Origin of the sequence: Pseudomonas neustonica (assembly GCF_003797945.1) — a bacterium.
Classification (GTDB): Bacteria; Pseudomonadota; Gammaproteobacteria; order Pseudomonadales; family Pseudomonadaceae; genus Halopseudomonas; species Halopseudomonas neustonica.
Map to the genome: position 1 here is coordinate 85,969 of NZ_RKKU01000009.1, position 18,671 is coordinate 104,639.

Sequence of the window (18,671 nt, forward strand, 5' to 3'; positions counted from 1 at the left end):
GCAGGGCCTCCTGTACTGCGGCCTGATGGAGAGTACCAGATTGCCTTGGCAAATACCCTGCCAGCGTCACCACCGCAACAGACAGTCCTGCTACAGCGAATCAGCTTTGCTAAGCTGTTCACAAACTAAAGGGAGTTACTCATGCCTCAGTGCTTTATTCGGTTATTTCTTTTCGTCGTATTAGCGTTCAGCGCCAGCCTCACTTCAGCCAAAACACTGCAAGTGGGTATTACGGAAGTACCTCCCTTCGTGATGCAGACCGAACGCGGCGAGTGGGAAGGCATCAGTATTGACCTGTGGCGCGCCGTAGCACGAGAGCAGAACATTGAGTATGAGTGGGTTCCTTTATCGTTTTCCGAACTACTCAGCCAAGTAGAAAGCGGCAAAATAGATGTGGCGGTGGGTGCGCTAACCATGACCGCTGACCGCGAAGCGGCGTTTGACTTCAGCCATCCGTTCTACCAGACCGGGTTGGCCATTGGCGTACCGCGCACCCCAAAGCATGGCATTCTGCAAAGCCTCAAGGCACTCTTCAGCTGGGAGTTTCTCAGTGTCATAGTCGCGCTCGGCCTGCTGCTGTTTGCTGTGGGCATCATTCTCTGGGTCTGCGAGCGGCGAGCTAATCCTGAGCAGTTTGGCGGTAAGGCCAGCGAAGGTATCGGCGCCAGCTTCTGGTGGGCGGCAGTGACCATGACCACTGTCGGCTATGGCGACAAAGCGCCTGTCACTCTGGCGGGTAGGCTGGTGGCGCTGGTATGGATGTTCGCAGGACTGATCATGGTCGCCAGCTTTACCGCCGCGATCACAACCTCGCTGACGGTCAGCAACCTGCAGTATCAGATTGGCGGCCCGCAAGACCTGCCCGGCAGCACCGTAGCGACCATTCCCGATACTGCAAGTGCGCGCTACCTGGAAGACAATCGCGTGGTGCGGCGCGAGTACACCAACCTCACCGATGCCATGCAATCTGTCGTGGATGGCAATACCGACGCCGTCGTATATGACCGACCCCTGATGCAGTTTCGCAATCAACAACTGGGCGATCAGCGGCTGGATCTGGTACCCGGCGTTTTTGAGCAGCAACTCTATGCGCTTGCGCTGCCCTCAGGCAGCCCGTTGCGCGAGTCCGTTAGCGAAGAAATACTGCGTATAACCGAGTCGGACGAATGGCGCTCAATCCAGGCAAATTACCTTAGCGAAACCAATTAAAGAAAGAGATCACCGGAAAACCGGCTTTCCGGTGATCGGCTCACTGCAGCCACCAATTTCGACAAAAAGTGAACTGCAGTTCATCGGATTTCTCCGGTGAATGACAGCGGCGCAGAGCCAGTGACTGAACAGTCATAATCTGCCGACCATAGCGCCGCATAAATGCCCGCCCAAAAACCTTCATAAGCGTCTCAGCGCTGACTATTCTCAGAGACCTCAGGCAAAGATCTGAGTGTCTCAAGACGATACAAACAAAAACAAACACAAGGGATTTCGTCATGTCGAATAAAACCCGACTGAGTGTCGCCTGCGGCCTGATAGCCGCATTGGGTGTCAGCACCCAGGCTCAGGCTTTCTGGTTCAGCTCTTCGCAATACACCAAGACCAAGTACCCCATCGTATTGGCCCACGGCATGCTGGGCTTCGACAGCCTGCTGGGTGTCGATTACTGGTACGGTATTCCCGCCGCGCTGCGCAAGGATGGCGCCACTGTCTACACCACCGAGGTCAGCCAGCTCGACACCTCCGAAGCCCGGGGTGAGCAGCTGCTGGCGCAGGTTGAAGAGATTGTCGCCATCAGCGGCAAGCAGAAGGTCAACCTGGTCGGTCATAGCCACGGCGGCCCCACCGCGCGCTACGTCGCTGCAGTACGTCCTGACCTGGTCGCCTCGGTCACCAGCGTAGGTGCACCGCACAAAGGCTCTGCCACAGCTGACTTCCTGCGCCAGATTCCAGAGGGCTCTACCGGTGAGGCGATAGTGGCCGGGCTGACCAATGCCCTGGGTGGCTTTATCAACCTGCTTTCCGGCAGCAGCTCCATGACCCCGCAAAATGCGCTGGGCTCCCTGGAGTCACTCAACTCCGCAGGCGCCGCAGACTTCAACGCACGCTTCCCTGCTGGCATCCCCACCAGCGCCTGTGGTGAAGGCGCCTACAAGGTCAATGGCGTGCGCTACTACTCATGGGGAGGCACCAGCCCGCTGACCAATATGCTCGACGTCTCTGACCTGATCACCGGCGCAGCCTCGCTGACCTTCAATGGCGAAGCCAACGACGGCTTGGTTGGACGCTGCAGTTCGCACATGGGCATGGTTATCCGTGATAACTATCGAATGAACCATCTGGATGAGGTCAATCAGTTTCTGGGCCTCACCAGCCTGTTCGAGACCGACCCGGTCACCGTTTATCGACAACAGGCGAATCGGCTGAAAAACGCCGGTTTGTGAGACAGTCCGCGCGATCACTAAAGGTGTGATCGCGCGGCGACCAGACCAGGTAACAGAGTTAACCCATGAAATTGATCATTTATCTGCCACTACTGGCTGGCGCACTGCTGCTCGGTTGGCAGTTGCTGGCCGAAGATCCCCTTATTGCCAGCGACAAAACACTGACAACAGCGGCGTCCACAGCGACCACTGCGCCGCTGCCGCAAGGCTTGATAACAGAGTCCAACAAGAGCGCAGCCCAGCCAATGCCCAGCTCCCTGCGCGGCACCGAGGTTGACGGCCAATTACAGGTCGATGCACACGGCAACCTGGTCATCAGCGACCAGCTGCGCCATCTGTTTGACTACTACTTAAGCGCCGCTGGCGAAGAACGGCCCGAGCAGACACAAGAACGCGTGCGGCAGCAACTGACTGGGCAACTGCAAGAGCCAGCGCGCGGCCAGGCTTTGGCTATCTTTCAACAGTATCTGGACTATCTGCAGGCGGTCGCAGCACTGGAGCAGGACTTCCCGGTACTCGATGACCTCGACGCACTCTGGGCCCGCGAAGAAGCCGTTCAGCGTCTGCGCGCCAGTCTGTTCAGCGCCGAAGTACATCAGGCGTTTTTTACCAGTGAAGAGGTGTACAACCGCTTCACGCTTGAACGGCTGGCGATAAATCGCAACCCGGATCTCACCCCATCGCAACGCGCCGACGACATTGAGGCACTGCGGGAAAACCTGCCGAGCGAGATGCAGCAACTCCTGGTGCCGCAACTGCACCAGGAATTGCGTCGCCAAACCCAGGCACTGAGCGAGCGCAATGCCGACCCGCAAGCGCTGCGCGAACTAAGGCTCAACCTGGTGGGCACCGAGGCTACCGCTCGGCTTGAGACCCTGGACCAGCAACGTGCCGACTGGCAGCAACGAGTCGAACGCTTCAACCGCGAGCGCACCAGTATCCTGCAGCAACCCGGCCTGGCAGAGCAGGACAAGCAAGCCGCTATCGAAGCACTGCTGCAGCAAGGCTTTGCGCCCAACGAGCGGCTACGCCTATCGGGCCAGGGTAAAGGTTAGAGTCTGCGCAAGTTAGCTGCCATACTCAGAGCTCAATACGCCCGAACCAGGAGGCAGCCATGCGCGCCGACGAGTTTCTAAAAAAGCACGGTCTGGATCAGGAAGAAGACAAGGATATCAGTCTGCGAGGTCAAGCCCTGGAGCGAGCGTTACACCCCGGTCGCCCGCACGCCGGGACGCCCCACGACTGGGAGGACTGGGAACGCTATCAGGCCGAAGAGAAAGCTAAAGCCGCACAGAGCAAAGCAGAGCCCAACAAGAAAGCAGATGACTAACACCGCCAGATACGGGCTGATGCTACTGGGCGTGCTACTGCCATTGAGCACTCAGGCCAAGCCCGCTTACGCGCCAGAGGATATACTCGGCTGGTCAGCCAAAACCTTTGCGAAACCAACGCACTATGCGCTGGACACCAGCGCTTCCCCGCTAAGGTTGCAGGCCGATTGCCGCAACGGCGAAGCCAGCGCGCTGTTTATCGAGCACCCCGTAGACCTGCGTGAAACGCCGATTCTTAGCTGGTCATGGGCGGTGAGCGGCGTGTATTCAGGCCTGGATGAAACCAGCAAAGCCGGGGACGACTACCCGGTTCGCGTGTACGTAGTTAAAGATGGCGGGCTACTGCCGTGGCGCACATTGGCCGTGAACTACGTGTGGTCCAGCAGCCAACCGCAAGGCAGCCACTGGTCCAATGCGTTTACCGCAAACGCGCAGATGCTGGCGGTCCGCAGTGGCGCGCCAGAGCATCCCGGGGAGCTGGTGTCTGAGCAGCGTAACGTGCGCGAAGACTTCAAGCGACTGCACGGCCAAGACCTGCAGCAAGTTGATGGTATTGCCTTGATGACCGACTGCGATAACGCCGGCCAGCCGGTTACCGGCTGGTACGGCGCCATTGAGTGGTTACCCGCTACTTCTGCACCCAGCCGCCATTAACCTGAATGTACTGACCTGACGGCGTGCGCTCGATCGCCTTCTGCCCGGCGATGGTTTCCACATCGCTGAGCGAAATCCCATTGCTCTTGGCCACGCGCTGGTACTCTTCCTTACGCGCAGCATTGATCTGCCGCGCCACTTCAGCGGCATTGCCACCACTGCTTACTACGCCCAGATACCCATTGGGCTGCTCACCAAGCTGACCGGCCTGCTTGGCTGCCGGCAAAGCTGTCATGGCTTCATTCAAGCTCAAGGCCCATGCTGCGCTGCTACCCAAGAAAAATAGCATGCACAATGTAAAAAGCGTTTTCTTGCCCATCGTCATAGCCCCTCTACCAATGCGTGCCTAAAACAGCCCGCTGGATTCGTTGAACACTTCGTCCAATTGTTTATCTACCTTGATGTAAATCTCATGCTCAATCTTTACGTTCAGGTTGATATTAATTGGCTCGCTAGGAGCGGCCAGCTGCACCGTAGGCCCTGCACAGGCCACCAATAGCAAACCAGAAGCTCCAATCAACAACCCTCGCCAATGCATAGCTACTCCTTGTTGGGCTGCAGACGCTGCTTGAGCAGACGCTCCTGTACCCGTTGCTGAATGATATCGCTAACCTGACTACTGAGCTGCAGACTGGTCAGCAGAGCCGGAATATTTTCCTCCAGGTTTACGTTGAGATTAACCTGGCGCCCCTGCTGAAAATTCGGGTTACTGCCCTGCAGACTCAAGCCTAACTGCAGGGTGCCGTCCTCGGCATAATCCACTTGGCTGCTAAGCACAGTATAGTGAAAGTTATCCAGCGCTCCCGCCAACTGCCGCATACCGGCATTGCTTTGCGCCAGGCGCTGCAGCTTGTCGGACTGATAACGCAAAACTCCACCCGGCTTGCGCGCAGCTACCGCACCCGCATCAATCATCAGCTCGCCGTCTCGCAACACCGCCGGTAAACGGCCATCCAGAGTGCCGCGCCCGCTCAAACCCTCTGTGGGATAGACTGCAAACAGGGTATCCAGTTCAAGTCCCTGGATATCAAATACCAACCGCTGCTCTGGCGCCGAGAAGTCCAACTCCCCGGGTTCGGCGCTGACTTGACCACTGAGCAGCTGCAACTGCAATTTATTGAGCTGCAAGCGCCCATTCAAGGGATCGTCGACCCGCGCCGAGTAGCGCCCACCTGCCTCCAATGGCCCCATTTCCAGACCTGGATTCAGACTCTCAAGAGTCAATGCCGAGGTACTTAGCAGCATGCCGCCGCCCTGCATCTTGAACTCAATCGGCATGGTCAACCCACTGAAGGCGCTGCGATCATAAATACCCTTGACGCCAGACAAGCCGATTTCGCCCTGCACGCTGCTCCCGGAAATACTGCCGGACGCACTCAGCGATGCGTTGAGCTGACCACTAGACAGGCTCAGCAGCGGCGGCCACGCTACCAGCGTCTCGGCCAAGGGGTTAGCCGCTCGAAAGAACATGGGCTGCAGCGTGGCTTTGGCCTGCCAGGGTTTTGTCGCCGGTAGTTTAAAGTCAGTATCCAGTGCGAATTCGGCCGCATTGCGCACGCTACCCTGCCATGCAAGAGCGCCGTCGGCATAACGCCAACGCCCATTGATACTCCAGGGTTGAGGCTTTAACTGAGCCTGGTCCAGTTGGCCGATACTGCCGCTCAGTTGGCTACTCGCAGAGGGCCCGCCAGGCGCCTGCCAATGCTGCTCGTAATTTAATTCTGTCAGTTGCATGCTCGCCTTGCGCAACCCAAGATCAGCCGCGCTCAACTGCAGCTCGGACCACGCCAAGGTGGCAGCGGATGCTGCTTGTAGCTGCACCCCTTGGCGATCCAGGGTGCCGCTAATAGGTGCTGCCAGATGCAGATCACGCAGCCGCACATCCTGCTGTTGCCAACGGGCCAGCTGGAGATCAAGCACACTATCCAGCAGCTGTAACTGCCAATCCTGCTGCTGCGCCGATGGCAACAACAAGGCCATATCACCGGCCAATTGTGCATTCAGCCCCTTAGCACCTGACAGACCCAATACGCCGTGAAATGGCACCCTCTCCCCGGCCGCCAGCGCGATGCCGGACGCAGGAGACACCTGCAACTGCAGTTGCTCTGGCTGCAGGTCGCCGGGCAGCGCAAGGTTACCGGTCAACTGTAATCGTGCCAGCGTCAGTTGCGCATCACTCTGCAACACCTGCCAGCGGCCCTGATCTGCGCTTAGTGTTAGCACAAGCTCACCGCTCAGATCACCCCAGCCGGCCAGCGACAAGGGTTCTGGCAGAGCAAGCCGGGCGTCCAAAGCAACGCGACCGGCCAGCCAATCGATCCAGTCGACTGGCGCTTGCAAGGCGTGCATATCCCAATCCAGTGCGAGCTGTGCGCCCGGCGGGAACTGGCTGACGGGCAGACTGCCGAGCGTTATCCAATTGCCGAGATACTCATACAGGCCTGTGGTCTCTGGCCAGTCAGGTACCTGCAGGCTACCGCGCCACTGGTCACGCCCTAGCCAGTGTGACTCGATCTGCGCGACCACCTGCTGATTGATCAGCAGATCGCCCTGCAGCTGCAGCTGTTCGCCATCAGCCTGCACCTGCTGCTTTAACAGAAATAACTGCTCACCTGCCTGCAGCACAAGCTCGGCGCTGGCCTGCACCGGTTGTCCGCTAGCCAAATCTACCGCGCGGCGCTGCACCTGCAACGACCCGCCCAGCTCACAGAGTCCCGCTTGGCAAGGCAGTTCTACGCGCAGCACATCCACAGCAACCTGATCGGGTAACCAGTTGAGCAACTGCAGCCACAGCTCTGGGGCCGCCAGGCCGGTGCCCACCGCGCTAGCGCCAGCGGACGAGTCAGCGCGCGCTTTCAGGCTGAGTTGCAAGCTCGACACCTGCACCGCGCGCAACCGCGGACCATCTCGCCAACCTGGCACCAGATGCAGCTGTTCCACTGCCACCTGTCCTGTCGGTATAGCAAAGCTAATTTGCCCAAACTGCACGCCGCCGCGCTGCCAGCCAAGCTCTTGCCAACGCAGATCGTGCACGCCGGCATCGGTCAGCGCGCGCTGCGCCCAAAAGCAAGCGAGCGTCAGCGCCAACAGGGATAACAGCAGAAAAACGAATAGCACGCCGAGCGTTTTGCGCATGGCAGGTCTCATAACCGGGAGCAGATCACAGGTTAACATGCAAAAACGTCACCAAGGTTGACCTGGCAAGGACAGTACCAACTATAATCCGTCCTCCCGGCTGTCGAGCGCCTCGATAAACCGTATAGAAAGGAACTACAGACAGGACGTCAAACGGAGAGCAATTTCCGGGCGTTCAGGCGTATTTTGTAGTCCGAACACTAAATCAAAGGAAAGAAAGTTTCATGAGTCCTATGAACTGGTACCTAGATGTTCTCAAGAACTATGCTGTCTTCCAAGGCCGCGCTCGCCGCAGCGAATTCTGGTATTTCACCCTGTTTCACTTCATTGCCATCGTAGTCCTCTCGGTTATCGACGGTGTGCTGGGAATAGCGTTGCTGTCCAGCATTTACGTTCTGGCTACGCTGATTCCGTCCTTGGCCGTTGCCGTGCGCCGCTTTCACGACACGGGTCGTAGTGGTTGGTGGGTATTGATTGCGCTGATCCCCTTTGTTGGCTCAATCATCTACCTGGTATTGATGTGCTTTGAAGGCGAGCCACAAGCAAACGCCTATGGCCCTAACCCCAAGGGTGAGACTGCAGGCCCCGTAGCCTCCTAAGTCTCAGGCCGGGCACGTAAACTAAGTGTCCGGCTGCCGTTTTCCTTGCGTATCCCCGCTGTAAGCCCCAGGCTATATTTCTCTTCAGCCACAACTTATTGCCATTATGTTCAGGTCTCGCCCGTTCAGCCGCCGCTACCCAGCGTTACTGCTTCTTGCCGTCGCATTGAGCGCCATACTCAGTTCCTGCCAAAGCATGCCGGAAGGCTTGTCTGTCACGGGCCCAGTGCGCTCCGCCGAGCGACTGGAAATACTGCGTGATCAGACCTATCAGAACGCGCAAGGCACCGACCTGGTAGACCAGGAAATATTCGATGAAGCGTTTCGTCTTATCGCTCAGGCGCGAAGATTGGTGGTTGTCGATATGTTCCTGTTCAACGCGTTCGCGGGTGAAGACAGCTACCGCCCGCTGTCCGAACAACTGACCAAGGCGTTAATCAGCGCCAAGCAACGTCATCCTGATATGCCGGTAGTCATGATTACCGACCCCTTCAATACTCTCTATGGCGGCCTGCGCGCACCCGAGCTGGAACAGCTGCGCGCTGCCGGCGTCGATGTTGTGCTCACCGACATAGACCGACTGCCTGCTTCAAACCCGGCCTGGACCGGTATCTGGCAATTGTGCTGCAGCTATCTGGGCAACAACACTGAGGGTGGCTGGCTACCTAACCCGGTCGGTCCAGGCAAAATTACCCTGCGCAGTTATCTGCATCTGGCCAACTTCCGCGCCAACCACCGCAAAACCCTGATCGTCGACAACGGCGAAGACTGGCGCGCGCTGGTGACCTCGGCCAACCCCCACGACGCGAGTAGCCGCCACCACAACAGTGCCATTGTCTTCAGCGGCGCGGCGGCGCTGGATTTGTTGCAAACAGAGCGCGCCGCCGCACTGGTCTCGGGGTACACCGCAGCCCAAGACTGGCCAACCGCCCCCGATGCATCCGGTAACCCCGATCTGCCACACATTCAGATACTGACCGAAGGCGCCATTGAGCGCTCACTGCTGGAGCTGGTAGCGTCAGCGCAATCAGGCGACCAGCTGGACATGGAGATGTTCTATCTGTCCTCACGCCCGGTCATTGAGGCGCTGATCGACGCGCAAGCGCGCGGCGTGCAGGTGCGTGCCATTCTCGATGCCAACAGAGATGCCTTTGGTCGTGAGAAAAATGGTATCCCAAACCGGCAGGCTGCCTGGGATCTGCATGAGCAAGGCGTCGCCGTGCGCTGGTGCGCAACCACTGGCGAGCAGTGCCATCGTAAATGGATTCGGCTGGAGCGCAGCCAGGGGATAACCGAGGTGATCAGTGGGTCGGCCAACTTTACTCGCCGTAACCTGCATGATCTGAATCTGGAAACCAGCGTACGACTTACTACCCAAGCTGATAACCCGGAGATAGTTGCCATGCGCGCGGGCTTTGAAAAGGCCTGGAGCAACAGCGATGGCGGCATTCACAGCCTGCCCTACAGCGCCTTTGCTGATAATAGCTATTGGCGTTACGGGCTCTATCGCTTTATGGAAGCCAGCGGCCTGTCTACCTTCTGACAGACCGCTGATCAGTCGTACGCTAGCTCAGCTCAGCAAAGCAGTCAGCGATGATATCCATACCCGCCTGCACTTCCACATCGGTGGCGGTCAGTGGCACCAGGATACGGATAACGTTGCCGTACTGTCCGCAGGACAAAAGAATCAATCCCTTCTCGCGAGCCTTGACCACCAACTGAGCGGTTAGCTCGGCGTGCGGGCCACCATCACTGGTAAAGAGTTCGCAGGCCACCATGGCGCCCAGCCCGCGTACGTCACCAATGCGCTTGTCGGTCGCGGCGATATCTCGCAAACGCCCACTGATCAGTTCGCCCAGGGTACGGCTGCGGGCCAGCAGATTCTCTTCTTCAAAGACCTCGAGTACCGCCAGTGCGGCGGCACAGGCCAACGGATTACCCGCATAGGTGCCGCCCAGGCCACCCGGTGCGATGGCATCCATTGCCTCGGCACGACCACAGACACCCGCTACCGGGAAGCCACCAGCAATGGATTTGGCGAAGGTAGTCAGATCTGCCGCCACACCCATTTGCTCCATCGCAAAAAAGCTGCCGGTACGTCCGGCGCCAGTTTGCACCTCATCGGCGACCAAAAGGATACCGTGCAGATCGCATAGCGCACGCAGCTTGGCCATGAAGGCCTGACTGGCAACATAGAAACCACCTTCGCCCTGGACCGGCTCGATCACGATCGCGGCGATATCCTGCGGCTGGGCATCGTTCTTGAAAATACGCTCAATGCTCGCAATCGCGTCGTCATCGCTAACGCCATGCAGCGGGCAGGGAAACAGCGCGCGATAAACGCCGCCCGGCATCAACCCCATCCCCGCCGAGTAAGGCGCCACCTTGCCGGTCATCGAGAGCGTCATCATGGTGCGGCCGTGGTAGGCGCCGGTGAAGGCAATCACGCCCGCCCGACCGGTCGCCGCGCGGGCAATCTTCACCGCATTTTCCAGCGCTTCCGATCCCGTGGTCACCAATAGCGTCTTCTTCACGAAGTCGCCGGGCACCAGCTCGTTAAGCTTCTCGCACAGTTCGATGTAGGGCTCATACGCCAGCACCTGAAAGCAGGTGTGCGTGAATTGCTCCATCTGTCGCTTCACCGCATCCATGATCTTGGGGTGACGGTGCCCGGTATTCAACACGGCTATGCCACCGGCAAAATCGATATACTGCCGGCCTTCCACATCCCACACAGTGGCGTTTTCGGCCCGTTGAACAACCAACGGATGAATCTGGCTCACTCCGCGGGCAACTGCAGCATTGCGTCTCTGCATCAAGGACTCATTCGTCTTGCTCATAACTGCCTCGCACTCATAAATGGGAGTCAGGCTCCCGTGAAGTCGAAACTAGAGCGGCTCAGATGCCGCCCAGACACAAATACTTGATCTCAACGTATTCCTCGATGCCGTACTTGGAGCCCTCACGGCCGAGACCGGATGACTTCATGCCGCCAAAGGGCGCTACCTCGGTAGAGATCAGCCCGGTATTGATGCCCACCATGCCGTACTCCAGTCGCTCCGCCACACGGAATACCCGGCTCAGATCGCGCGCATAGAAGTAAGCAGCGAGGCCAAACTCGGTATCGTTGGCCTGACGTACCACGTCCGCTTCATCGCTGAAGCGGAACAACGGCGCCAGCGGGCCGAAGGTTTCCTCACGGGCAACCAGCATGCTGCTGTCGACGTTGGTGATAATGGTCGGTTCAAAAAAGTTGCCGCCCAGCGCATGCGGCTTACCACCGGCCAGGATCTCGGCGCCCTTGCCAATAGCGTCGGCCAGATGCCGCTGCACCTTGTCTACCGCATTGCTATCAATCAGGGGCCCGGTGGTCACACCAGCCTCGCTGCCATTACCCACTTTGAGCTGAGCAACTGCAGCCGCCAGCTTCTCAGCAAAAGCATCGTAGACAGAATCCTGCACATAGATGCGATTGGCACAGACGCAGGTCTGACCGGCATTGCGGTACTTTGAAATCATCGCGCCTTCAACGGCGGCGTCCAGGTCAGCATCATCAAAGACGATAAAGGGCGCGTTACCACCCAACTCCAGCGAGAGTTTTTTCAGGCTTGGTGCACACTGCTCCATCAGCTTGATGCCCACGCCGGTCGAGCCGGTAAACGACAGTTTGCGCACAATAGGGTTGCTGCACAGCTCACCGCCCACGTCGCGTGAGGCGTCTACATCGGCGGTAATGACACTGAACAGGCCGGCAGGCAGGCCAGCCTGTTCAGCCAGCAAAGCCAATACCAGCGCAGAGAAAGGCGTCTGCGGTGCCGGTTTCAGTACCATAGCGCAGCCGGCTGCCAGCGCCGGGCCAGCCTTACGGGTAATCATTGCAGCAGGGAAGTTCCAGGGCGTAATCGCAGCCGTGACACCAACCGGCTCTTTTTGCACGAGAATGCGCTTGTCCGCCTGATGGCCTGGGATGACATCGCCATAGATGCGCTTGGCTTCTTCACCAAACCACTCCAGAAAAGAGGCAGCATAGGCGACTTCACCTCGGGCTTCGGTCAGCGGCTTGCCCTGCTCAGCGGTCATGATGCGCGCCAGATCCTCTTGATGCTGCAGCATCAGCTCGAACCATTTGCGCAGCACCTGCGCGCGTTCTTTGGCCGTGCGCTCACGCCAAGCCTGTTGCGCCTGCTGCGCGGCTTCAATAGCGCGTCGCGTCTCCGCCGCCCCCATATTCGGCACACTGCCCAAACGCTCGCCATTGGCCGGATTGAATATCTCGGTTCGAGCACCGCTGTCGGCCTCGCACCAGCTACCATTAACAAAGGCTTGTTGGCGAAAAAGCTCGGGGCAGTGTAGTTCCATTTAATAAGTCCTCATCTAGAGCGAAAATCGAGCATGCGTAACGCATTTAAAACATCGATGTTTGAAATTTCAAACATGCTATGCGCAGCGCTGCGATCAGGCAATACCCCGGATGAGAAAAAACAGCGAGAAGGGAATAAAGCAATACTGAAGGATACGATCAGGTGAACGGCCTGCAAGAAAGCAGGCCGGGAGCACCAGGATCAGGCCGCCGTTTCGCCCTCGAAGAGCTCGGTAGGCGTACTTTGACCGTCCTCCAACAGACCTGCCACACGCTGCAAACTGGCCAACAACATAAGTTGCTCCCAATCAGCGAGCTTGCCAAAACGATCAAGGAAAGGCGACGGCAGCAGTGCAGGCTCTGCCTGAATCACAGCCACGCCTTTTTCACTGAGTGCCAAGTGGACTTTGCGCTTGTCACTTTTACTGCGAATACGCTGCAGCAACTCGCGATTTTCCAGCCGGTCGATGATGGTGCTCAAGGTCGCTTGCGACACGCTGACCTGTTTAGCCAAGTCACCCAGAGTACTTTCACCCATCGCCTTGATACTGTGCAGGATCAACAGCTGAATAGGTGTTAGCCCGCTGTGGCGACCAAGTCGTTTGGCGTGAATCTCACTGGCTCGCTGTAAACGGCGCAGCGCCAGATATAAATCGTGCATCATGTGCATAAAAAACTCCCGGCCAGCGCCGTAAAAACAGGCAGCATTTTGACACAAAGCCTAAATATTACAGTAGTAACTAGATGCATTTTCTGCAAAGCCGCTGCACGCCGCTTTAGCCGCAATTAAAGACAAAAAAGCATCGCAATATCGTAGATTATTACACGTATTTTATTTTTACTTCAAAGTAATTATCTTGCCAGTGAAAATTCTTTACTGGTTGTTGCGCATTTTTCTAAAGAATTAACCATGCGGTATGAGCGGTCTTTCCCGCTACTGACACAAGCAACACACTGCTAGACTGCAGCCACAGAACATCGCTTCGCTCCTACAATCGCCTTAACCAAAAGCGAAATCACATGACCCATCGCACCGCCACCGTCGCCGCTATTCTGGCCACGCTCGCCGGCCACGTCAGCGCTGCTGAGAGCAGCCTGAAGCTACCCACCCAGACCATACTTGGCACAGATCCAGCGGCAGCCAACGACAGATTGCCGTCCGCCAGCAGTCATATCGACAGCGATCAGATTAGCCCTTACAGCCTGGGTGCCAATCTCTCCGAGTCGCTGCAACGCTCGCCTGGCATACTCGCGCTGAATCGTCAGAACTACGCGCAAGACGTGCAGATATCCTCTCGCGGCTTCGGCGCGCGCGCCCAGTTCGGCGTGCGTGGCGTGCGCTTGATTCAGGATGGCATTCCGCTGACCATGCCGGACGGCCAAGGCCAGCCAGCGCTCTTTGACCTCGACGGCATGCAATACTTCGATGTGCTGCGTGGTCCGCTGAGCGCCCTTTATGGCAATGCGTCAGGCGGAATCATTCAGGGCTTCACCGAGGCAGCTCCGCTACATCCAACACTCGACAGCCGCAGCGCCATTGGTAGCGACAACCTCTGGCGTTCACGCTTGAAGTACGGCGGCCAGCATGGCGACCTCAGCATCAACGCCAACGTGTCCCGACTGGAAACCGATGGCTATCGCGATCACAGTAAAGCGCAGCGCGACATGGCCAATTTGCGTCTGGGCTGGGACATCGACGATGCCTCCAGTCTGACGCTGCTGCTCAATAGTCTTGATCAGCCTGAGACACAGGACCCGTTAGGGCTTACAGAAGAATCTTTGAAAGAAGATCGACGTCAGCCTGGAGGAGCCGCAGTAGCGTTCGATACACGAAAATCCGTCCAGCACGAGCAGATTGGCCTCAATTATCAGCGGCGCCTAACCAATGACGACCAACTTACAGTGATGATTTACGGCGGCCAAAGGGATGTACAACAGTACCTTGGGTTCGCCGGCGGAGGGTCGTCGCAGGGAGGTGGCGTAATCGAACTAGACCGAAAGTTCGGCGGTGGTGAGCTGGGGTGGCAACGTCAGACCGAATTGTTCAACCTGCCAGTAGAGCTGGCCGCAGGTCTGACTTACGGCTACCAAGGAGAGGGTCGCAAGGGCTTCGCCAACAACGGCGACGACAAGGGCGATCTTAAACGTGACGAGTTCAACCGGGTCGACAGCAAAGAAGCCTATCTGATCAGCACTTGGGCGTTGACCAACCAATGGAGCCTAACCGCTGGCTTTAGACACAGCCGGGTAGAGTTTGAGTCTGAAGACGATTTCCTCAGCGATGGGAGTGATGACAGCGGTAGCGTTGATTACCAACAAACCACACCAGCGCTGGGCATCAGCTATCAATGGAGCCCAGCTCTCACTTTATATGCTGCGGCCGGACAAGGCTTTGAAACGCCGACCTTCCAGGAACTCGCCTACCGCCCTAGCGGAAGCGGTTTGAATTTCGACCTGCAGCCCAGCGAGTCGCGCAATGCCGAGGCCGGTTTAAAATTTCGCCACGGCAATACCCGATTAGATGCCGCGGTATTTTATACACGTGTCGAAGATGAAATCGTCACTGGCGCGCTCCAAGACAACGTAGGCCGCTCTACTTATGCAAACGCGGGACAGTCAAACCGACAAGGCTTGGAATTCGCCTTAGAACAACGCCTTGCCTACGGTTTTAATGCTTATTTAGCGTACACCTACCTGGAAGCTAAGTTCGACGAGTATATCCATAGCGATGGTCAAGATTATTCCGGTAATTACCTGCCCGGCGTACCGCGCCACAGCCTTTACGCCGAGCTGGAGTGGGCACCATCAAACGGCTTTAGCACCGCATTGGAAGCGCAAAGCCTAAGCCAGCGTTACGCCACCGATGACAACCAGTCCAAAGCGCCTGGCTATGCCGTTTTCAACTGGCGCGCCGGCTACCGGCAGGAACTGGGCAGTTGGGCCCTGGAGCCTTTTGCGCGCATCGACAACCTGGCCGACAAGCAGTACATAGGCTCACTGATCGTCAACGGGGCAGGGTCTCGTTACTACGAGCCAGCACCGGAGCGGAACTGGTTGGTGGGCGTTGGTTTGCAGTATCGCTGGGACTGATCGTCCCGCGATACCGACCCTTGTTTCAATCAAGGCTCCGCAATCGGCCAGGTACCGCGCAACATCGAGCGGCGCCTGGCTGCAGACTTGGTTGGCCGGGTGTATTTGCTTTGCGTCAGCGGCCAACAAAAAAGGGACTAATCCGCCCGACGGGGCAGCTTATCCTGCTCACACTCAGCCTGATCCACCGCCACCGCAGCAAATGCGCCGCGCCGCCAGGCGAGCAACACAAACACCAAGGCGGCAATCGCCATCATCATGGGCAAAGCATGGGTATTGAGCCACTGACTGGCCGCGCCAGTAGCGACTGGCCCGAGCAGGCAGCCTAGCCCCCAGAGCATGGCGATATGGGCGTTGGCGCGCACCAGAGCATCGTCACGAAAGCGCTGACCCACCAGAATTATCGATAAGGTATACAGACCACCAGCGCTCGACCCAAAGAGCACCAGCACCGGCCAGATCAACACCGTATGCAGCACAAAAGGCATTGCCAGGCTACTCAGCAGCAAGATCACACCACAGAATTTAAACAGCGCCGTGCGCGAGAACTTATCAGCCAACCAGCCAATCGGCACCTGCAATATGGCATCACCCACGACCACAGTACTGACCATTATCAGCGCCAGCTGCTGGGCGAATCCCTCGCGAATCAAATAGACCGGCAGCAGCGTTAGCGTCATGGTTTCAAAGCCAGCGAACAACACCATGGCCCAGGCAATCGCTGGCATGCTGCGCACAAACTGACGAAGGCCACGTCCGGCGCCAGCGGCGGCATCAACCACCGGGGCACCAGATACGCAGAACAGCAGGCCGACGCCGCCAACCAGCAACGCTGTCGCCAGCCAGAAACCGCCATCACCTTCAGTACCGATAAAACCAAGCAGCAGCGGACCGCAAAATTGACTAAGCGCGAACGCGCTGCCGTATACCGCAACCAGCCGTCCACGCAGACGATCGACTACCAATTGATTGATCCAGCTTTCGCCGATCACGAAGGTGACGGTCAATGAGATACCCAGCACCAGACGCAACAACAGCCAGACCGCATAGCTCGGCCAAACCGCCAGCAGCACGACAGAGACCGCACTGCAGGCCATAACCAGGCGCAGGGCATTCTCCGAGCCGAGTTGCCCCGCCAGCCGTCCGGTGAGTTTCGCGCCCAACACAATACCGACTGCCGGCATACCCGCCATAACACCAATGGCAAAGGTGCTGTAACCCCATTCGTGCAGACGCAAGGAAACCAGCGGCAAGGTAACGCCAAGCGCCAGCCCGACAATTACCACTGCCGCCGTTACGATGCCGTAGGCCTTCCAATTCATAAATGAGTCCGAAAAAAACAAAAAAACGACGGCCAGCCGCACACCCAAGTGCAAAAACTGACCGCCGCCATAGCTTCTAGCTTCTAGCTTGCGACTTGTCGCTTGTAGCTCGAGACTTGCCGCTTGCCGCTACTTAAAGCTTGATCCAGGTCGACTTCAGCTCGGTGTACTTATCAAAGGCGTGCAGCGACTTGTCGCGACCGTTACCCGACTGCTTGAAACCACCGAAGGGCGCGGTCATGTCGCCGCCATCATACTGATTGACCCATACGCTGCCGGCGCGCAATGCCAGGGCAGCGCGATGCGCCTTGGAGAGATCAGCCGTCCAGACCGCCGCCGCCAGACCATAGATGGTGTCGTTGGCAATACTCATCGCCTCATCAAAGTCATTGAAGCTAATCACCGACAGTACCGGCCCAAAGATTTCTTCGCGGGCGATGCGCATACTGTTTTTTACATCGGCAAAAATAGTCGGCTCAACAAACAGACCGCCGGTTTCTTCCATCACCCGGTTGCCGCCCATAACCAGTTTGGCGCCGTCCTCGCGACCGGCTTCGATATAGCGCAGCACGGTCTCGATTTGGGTCGTGTCCACCAAGGCGCCAACAGCGGTATTGGGGTCCAGCGGGTGGCCCGGTGCCCAGCTGGCTTTCAACGCAGCAGCGACCTTCTCGACAAAGGCATCCTTGATCGACGCCTCAACCAGCAAACGCGAACCGGCGGTACAGACTTCGCCCTGATTAAAGGCAATTGCGCTGGCAGCGGCCTCTGCTGCGGCATCCAGGTCAGGCGCGTCAGCGAAGACCACATTCGGGCTCTTGCCACCGGCCTCCAGCCAAACGCGTTTCATGTTGGATTCACCGGCGTAAATCATCAGCTGCTTGGCGACGCGTGTTGAGCCGGTAAAGACGATGGTATCAACATCCATATGCAGCGCCAGCGCCTTACCCACGGTATGGCCATATCCAGGCAAGACGTTAAGAACCCCAGCCGGAATACCGGCTTCGAGCGCCAGCGCGGCGATACGGATGGCCGTCAGCGGGGATTTCTCGGAGGGCTTGAGTATCACCGAGTTGCCAGTGGCCAAGGCCGGGCCGAGTTTCCAGCTCGCCATCAGCAGCGGGAAATTCCAAGGCACAATAGCCGCCACCACGCCGATCGGCTCGCGGGTAATCAAGCCCAGCTCATCGTGCGCAGTGGGTGCAACTTCGTCATACACCTTATCGATCGCCTCAGCGGACCAACGAATCGAGTTAGCCGCGCCGGGAATGTCCACGGTCGTCGAGTCACCAATCGGCTTGCCCATATCGAGGGTTTCCAGCAGCGCCAGCTCTTCACAGTGCTGGTCGAGCAGATTGGCAAAACGCTGCATCACCCTCTTGCGCTTGGCTGGCGCCTGACGCGACCAGACACCGCTGTCAAACACGGCACGGGCGTTGGCGACAGCCTGATCGGCGTCGACCTGATCACAACTGGCAACCTGCGCCAACACGCGGCCATCGATCGGCGATACACACTCAAACGTCTCGCCGCTGGCGGCGCCTTGATACTGGCCGGCAACAAACGCCTGCCCCTGAATCTGCAGGGCGGCAGCGCGCTGCTCCCAATCCTGACGGCTTAAAGATGCTGACATGACAGTGACCTCTGTGAAGAACACCACACCTGGGTGTCCGAAAAAATGGACGGGCAATGTCGGCCACAGTAATAAGGCACGATTTAAAATTCAATATATTTGACACGAAACC

General features: G+C 57.8%; 16 protein-coding genes. 8 read left to right on the forward strand and 8 right to left on the reverse strand.

Annotation, left to right across the window (positions count from 1 at the left end):
- Window positions 1-141: 141 nt before the first annotated feature.
- From EF096_RS09565 to EF096_RS09585, 5 genes are all read left to right on the forward strand, one after another.
- Window positions 142-1,209: a transporter substrate-binding domain-containing protein gene (locus tag EF096_RS09565; RefSeq protein ID WP_123889399.1), complete on the forward strand. Its 1,068-nt coding sequence runs from the start codon at window positions 142-144 to the stop codon at window positions 1,207-1,209.
- Between the two features lie 278 nt (window positions 1,210-1,487).
- Entirely contained in the window at window positions 1,488-2,435 is a 948-nt protein-coding gene (locus EF096_RS09570) for a triacylglycerol lipase (protein ID WP_123889400.1), read from the forward strand.
- 65 nt (window positions 2,436-2,500) lie between these two features.
- Window positions 2,501-3,490 (forward strand): lipase secretion chaperone, encoded by a 990-nt coding sequence (locus EF096_RS09575; protein WP_123889401.1) that lies wholly within the window; start codon window positions 2,501-2,503, stop codon window positions 3,488-3,490.
- Between the two features lie 59 nt (window positions 3,491-3,549).
- The gene (locus EF096_RS09580) at window positions 3,550-3,765 is read left to right on the forward strand and encodes a hypothetical protein (protein WP_123889402.1); all 216 of its coding nucleotides are present in this window, start codon (window positions 3,550-3,552) and stop codon (window positions 3,763-3,765) included.
- Window positions 3,758-4,420 (forward strand): DUF3047 domain-containing protein, encoded by a 663-nt coding sequence (locus EF096_RS09585; protein WP_123889403.1) that lies wholly within the window; start codon window positions 3,758-3,760, stop codon window positions 4,418-4,420. The genes EF096_RS09580 and EF096_RS09585 overlap by 8 nt, the downstream gene beginning before the upstream one ends.
- On the opposite strand, the gene EF096_RS09590 is transcribed toward EF096_RS09585, so the two are convergent.
- The 3 genes from EF096_RS09590 to EF096_RS09600 are packed head-to-tail and all read right to left on the reverse strand — an operon-like array spanning window position 4,395 to window position 7,555.
- The gene (locus EF096_RS09590; RefSeq protein ID WP_235869692.1) at window positions 4,395-4,709 is read right to left on the reverse strand and encodes a YdbL family protein; all 315 of its coding nucleotides are present in this window, start codon (window positions 4,707-4,709) and stop codon (window positions 4,395-4,397) included. The genes EF096_RS09585 and EF096_RS09590 overlap by 26 nt on opposite strands.
- Before the next feature lie 57 nt (window positions 4,710-4,766).
- Window positions 4,767-4,958, reverse strand: a complete 192-nt coding sequence (locus EF096_RS09595) for a YnbE family lipoprotein (RefSeq protein WP_123889405.1) — start codon at window positions 4,956-4,958, stop codon at window positions 4,767-4,769.
- Between the two features lie 2 nt (window positions 4,959-4,960).
- A complete protein-coding gene (locus EF096_RS09600) occupies window positions 4,961-7,555 on the reverse strand; it encodes an intermembrane phospholipid transport protein YdbH family protein (RefSeq protein ID WP_158611258.1) in 2,595 nt (864 codons plus the stop codon).
- Between the two features lie 224 nt (window positions 7,556-7,779).
- Between EF096_RS09600 and EF096_RS09605 the strand changes: the two genes are divergently transcribed.
- Both EF096_RS09605 and EF096_RS09610 read left to right on the forward strand, forming a co-directional pair.
- Window positions 7,780-8,154 carry a DUF805 domain-containing protein gene (locus EF096_RS09605; RefSeq protein WP_235869691.1) on the forward strand — a complete coding sequence of 125 codons (375 nt, stop codon included), beginning with the start codon at window positions 7,780-7,782 and terminating at the stop codon, window positions 8,152-8,154.
- Window positions 8,155-8,260: 106 nt separating this feature from the next.
- The gene (locus tag EF096_RS09610; RefSeq protein ID WP_123889407.1) at window positions 8,261-9,697 is read left to right on the forward strand and encodes a phospholipase D-like domain-containing protein; all 1,437 of its coding nucleotides are present in this window, start codon (window positions 8,261-8,263) and stop codon (window positions 9,695-9,697) included.
- Window positions 9,698-9,719: 22 nt separating this feature from the next.
- Here the strand turns inward: EF096_RS09610 and gabT are convergent, their stop codons facing one another.
- The 3 genes from gabT to EF096_RS09625 form a co-directional block, all read right to left on the reverse strand.
- The gene (gene gabT / locus EF096_RS09615; RefSeq protein WP_123889408.1) at window positions 9,720-10,994 is read right to left on the reverse strand and encodes a 4-aminobutyrate--2-oxoglutarate transaminase; all 1,275 of its coding nucleotides are present in this window, start codon (window positions 10,992-10,994) and stop codon (window positions 9,720-9,722) included.
- Window positions 10,995-11,052: 58 nt separating this feature from the next.
- A complete protein-coding gene (gene gabD / locus EF096_RS09620; RefSeq protein WP_123889409.1) occupies window positions 11,053-12,513 on the reverse strand; it encodes an NADP-dependent succinate-semialdehyde dehydrogenase in 1,461 nt (486 codons plus the stop codon).
- 203 nt (window positions 12,514-12,716) lie between these two features.
- Window positions 12,717-13,184 carry a MarR family winged helix-turn-helix transcriptional regulator gene (locus EF096_RS09625; protein ID WP_218565749.1) on the reverse strand — a complete coding sequence of 156 codons (468 nt, stop codon included), beginning with the start codon at window positions 13,182-13,184 and terminating at the stop codon, window positions 12,717-12,719.
- Between the two features lie 350 nt (window positions 13,185-13,534).
- Here EF096_RS09625 and EF096_RS09630 point away from each other — a divergent pair, with 350 nt between their 5' ends.
- A complete protein-coding gene (locus tag EF096_RS09630) occupies window positions 13,535-15,604 on the forward strand; it encodes a TonB-dependent receptor family protein (protein WP_123889410.1) in 2,070 nt (689 codons plus the stop codon).
- A gap of 137 nt (window positions 15,605-15,741) precedes the next feature.
- Here EF096_RS09630 and EF096_RS09635 read toward each other — a convergent pair whose 3' ends face one another.
- Both EF096_RS09635 and EF096_RS09640 read right to left on the reverse strand, forming a co-directional pair.
- Entirely contained in the window at window positions 15,742-16,926 is a 1,185-nt protein-coding gene (locus EF096_RS09635) for an MFS transporter (protein WP_123889411.1), read from the reverse strand.
- Between the two features lie 133 nt (window positions 16,927-17,059).
- Window positions 17,060-18,559 carry an aldehyde dehydrogenase gene (locus EF096_RS09640; RefSeq protein ID WP_123889412.1) on the reverse strand — a complete coding sequence of 500 codons (1,500 nt, stop codon included), beginning with the start codon at window positions 18,557-18,559 and terminating at the stop codon, window positions 17,060-17,062.
- Window positions 18,560-18,671: the final 112 nt, after the last annotated feature.

Excerpts from the sequence above, each read along its gene's own strand:
- EF096_RS09565 (WP_123889399.1), top strand. The coding sequence starts at position 142 with ATGCCTCAGTGCTTTATTCGGTTATTTCTTTTCGTCGTATTAGCGTTC.
- EF096_RS09570 (WP_123889400.1), top strand. The coding sequence starts at position 1,488 with ATGTCGAATAAAACCCGACTGAGTGTCGCCTGCGGCCTGATAGCCGCA.
- EF096_RS09575 (WP_123889401.1), top strand. The coding sequence starts at position 2,501 with ATGAAATTGATCATTTATCTGCCACTACTGGCTGGCGCACTGCTGCTC.
- EF096_RS09580 (WP_123889402.1), top strand. The coding sequence starts at position 3,550 with ATGCGCGCCGACGAGTTTCTAAAAAAGCACGGTCTGGATCAGGAAGAA.
- EF096_RS09585 (WP_123889403.1), top strand. The coding sequence starts at position 3,758 with ATGACTAACACCGCCAGATACGGGCTGATGCTACTGGGCGTGCTACTG.
- EF096_RS09590 (WP_235869692.1), bottom strand. The coding sequence starts at position 4,709 with ATGCTATTTTTCTTGGGTAGCAGCGCAGCATGGGCCTTGAGCTTGAAT.
- EF096_RS09595 (WP_123889405.1), bottom strand. The coding sequence starts at position 4,958 with ATGCATTGGCGAGGGTTGTTGATTGGAGCTTCTGGTTTGCTATTGGTG.
- EF096_RS09600 (WP_158611258.1), bottom strand. The coding sequence starts at position 7,555 with ATGCGCAAAACGCTCGGCGTGCTATTCGTTTTTCTGCTGTTATCCCTG.
- EF096_RS09605 (WP_235869691.1), top strand. The coding sequence starts at position 7,780 with ATGAGTCCTATGAACTGGTACCTAGATGTTCTCAAGAACTATGCTGTC.
- EF096_RS09610 (WP_123889407.1), top strand. The coding sequence starts at position 8,261 with ATGTTCAGGTCTCGCCCGTTCAGCCGCCGCTACCCAGCGTTACTGCTT.
- gabT (WP_123889408.1), bottom strand. The coding sequence starts at position 10,994 with ATGAGCAAGACGAATGAGTCCTTGATGCAGAGACGCAATGCTGCAGTT.
- gabD (WP_123889409.1), bottom strand. The coding sequence starts at position 12,513 with ATGGAACTACACTGCCCCGAGCTTTTTCGCCAACAAGCCTTTGTTAAT.
- EF096_RS09625 (WP_218565749.1), bottom strand. The coding sequence starts at position 13,184 with ATGCACATGATGCACGATTTATATCTGGCGCTGCGCCGTTTACAGCGA.
- EF096_RS09630 (WP_123889410.1), top strand. The coding sequence starts at position 13,535 with ATGACCCATCGCACCGCCACCGTCGCCGCTATTCTGGCCACGCTCGCC.
- EF096_RS09635 (WP_123889411.1), bottom strand. The coding sequence starts at position 16,926 with ATGAATTGGAAGGCCTACGGCATCGTAACGGCGGCAGTGGTAATTGTC.
- EF096_RS09640 (WP_123889412.1), bottom strand. The coding sequence starts at position 18,559 with ATGTCAGCATCTTTAAGCCGTCAGGATTGGGAGCAGCGCGCTGCCGCC.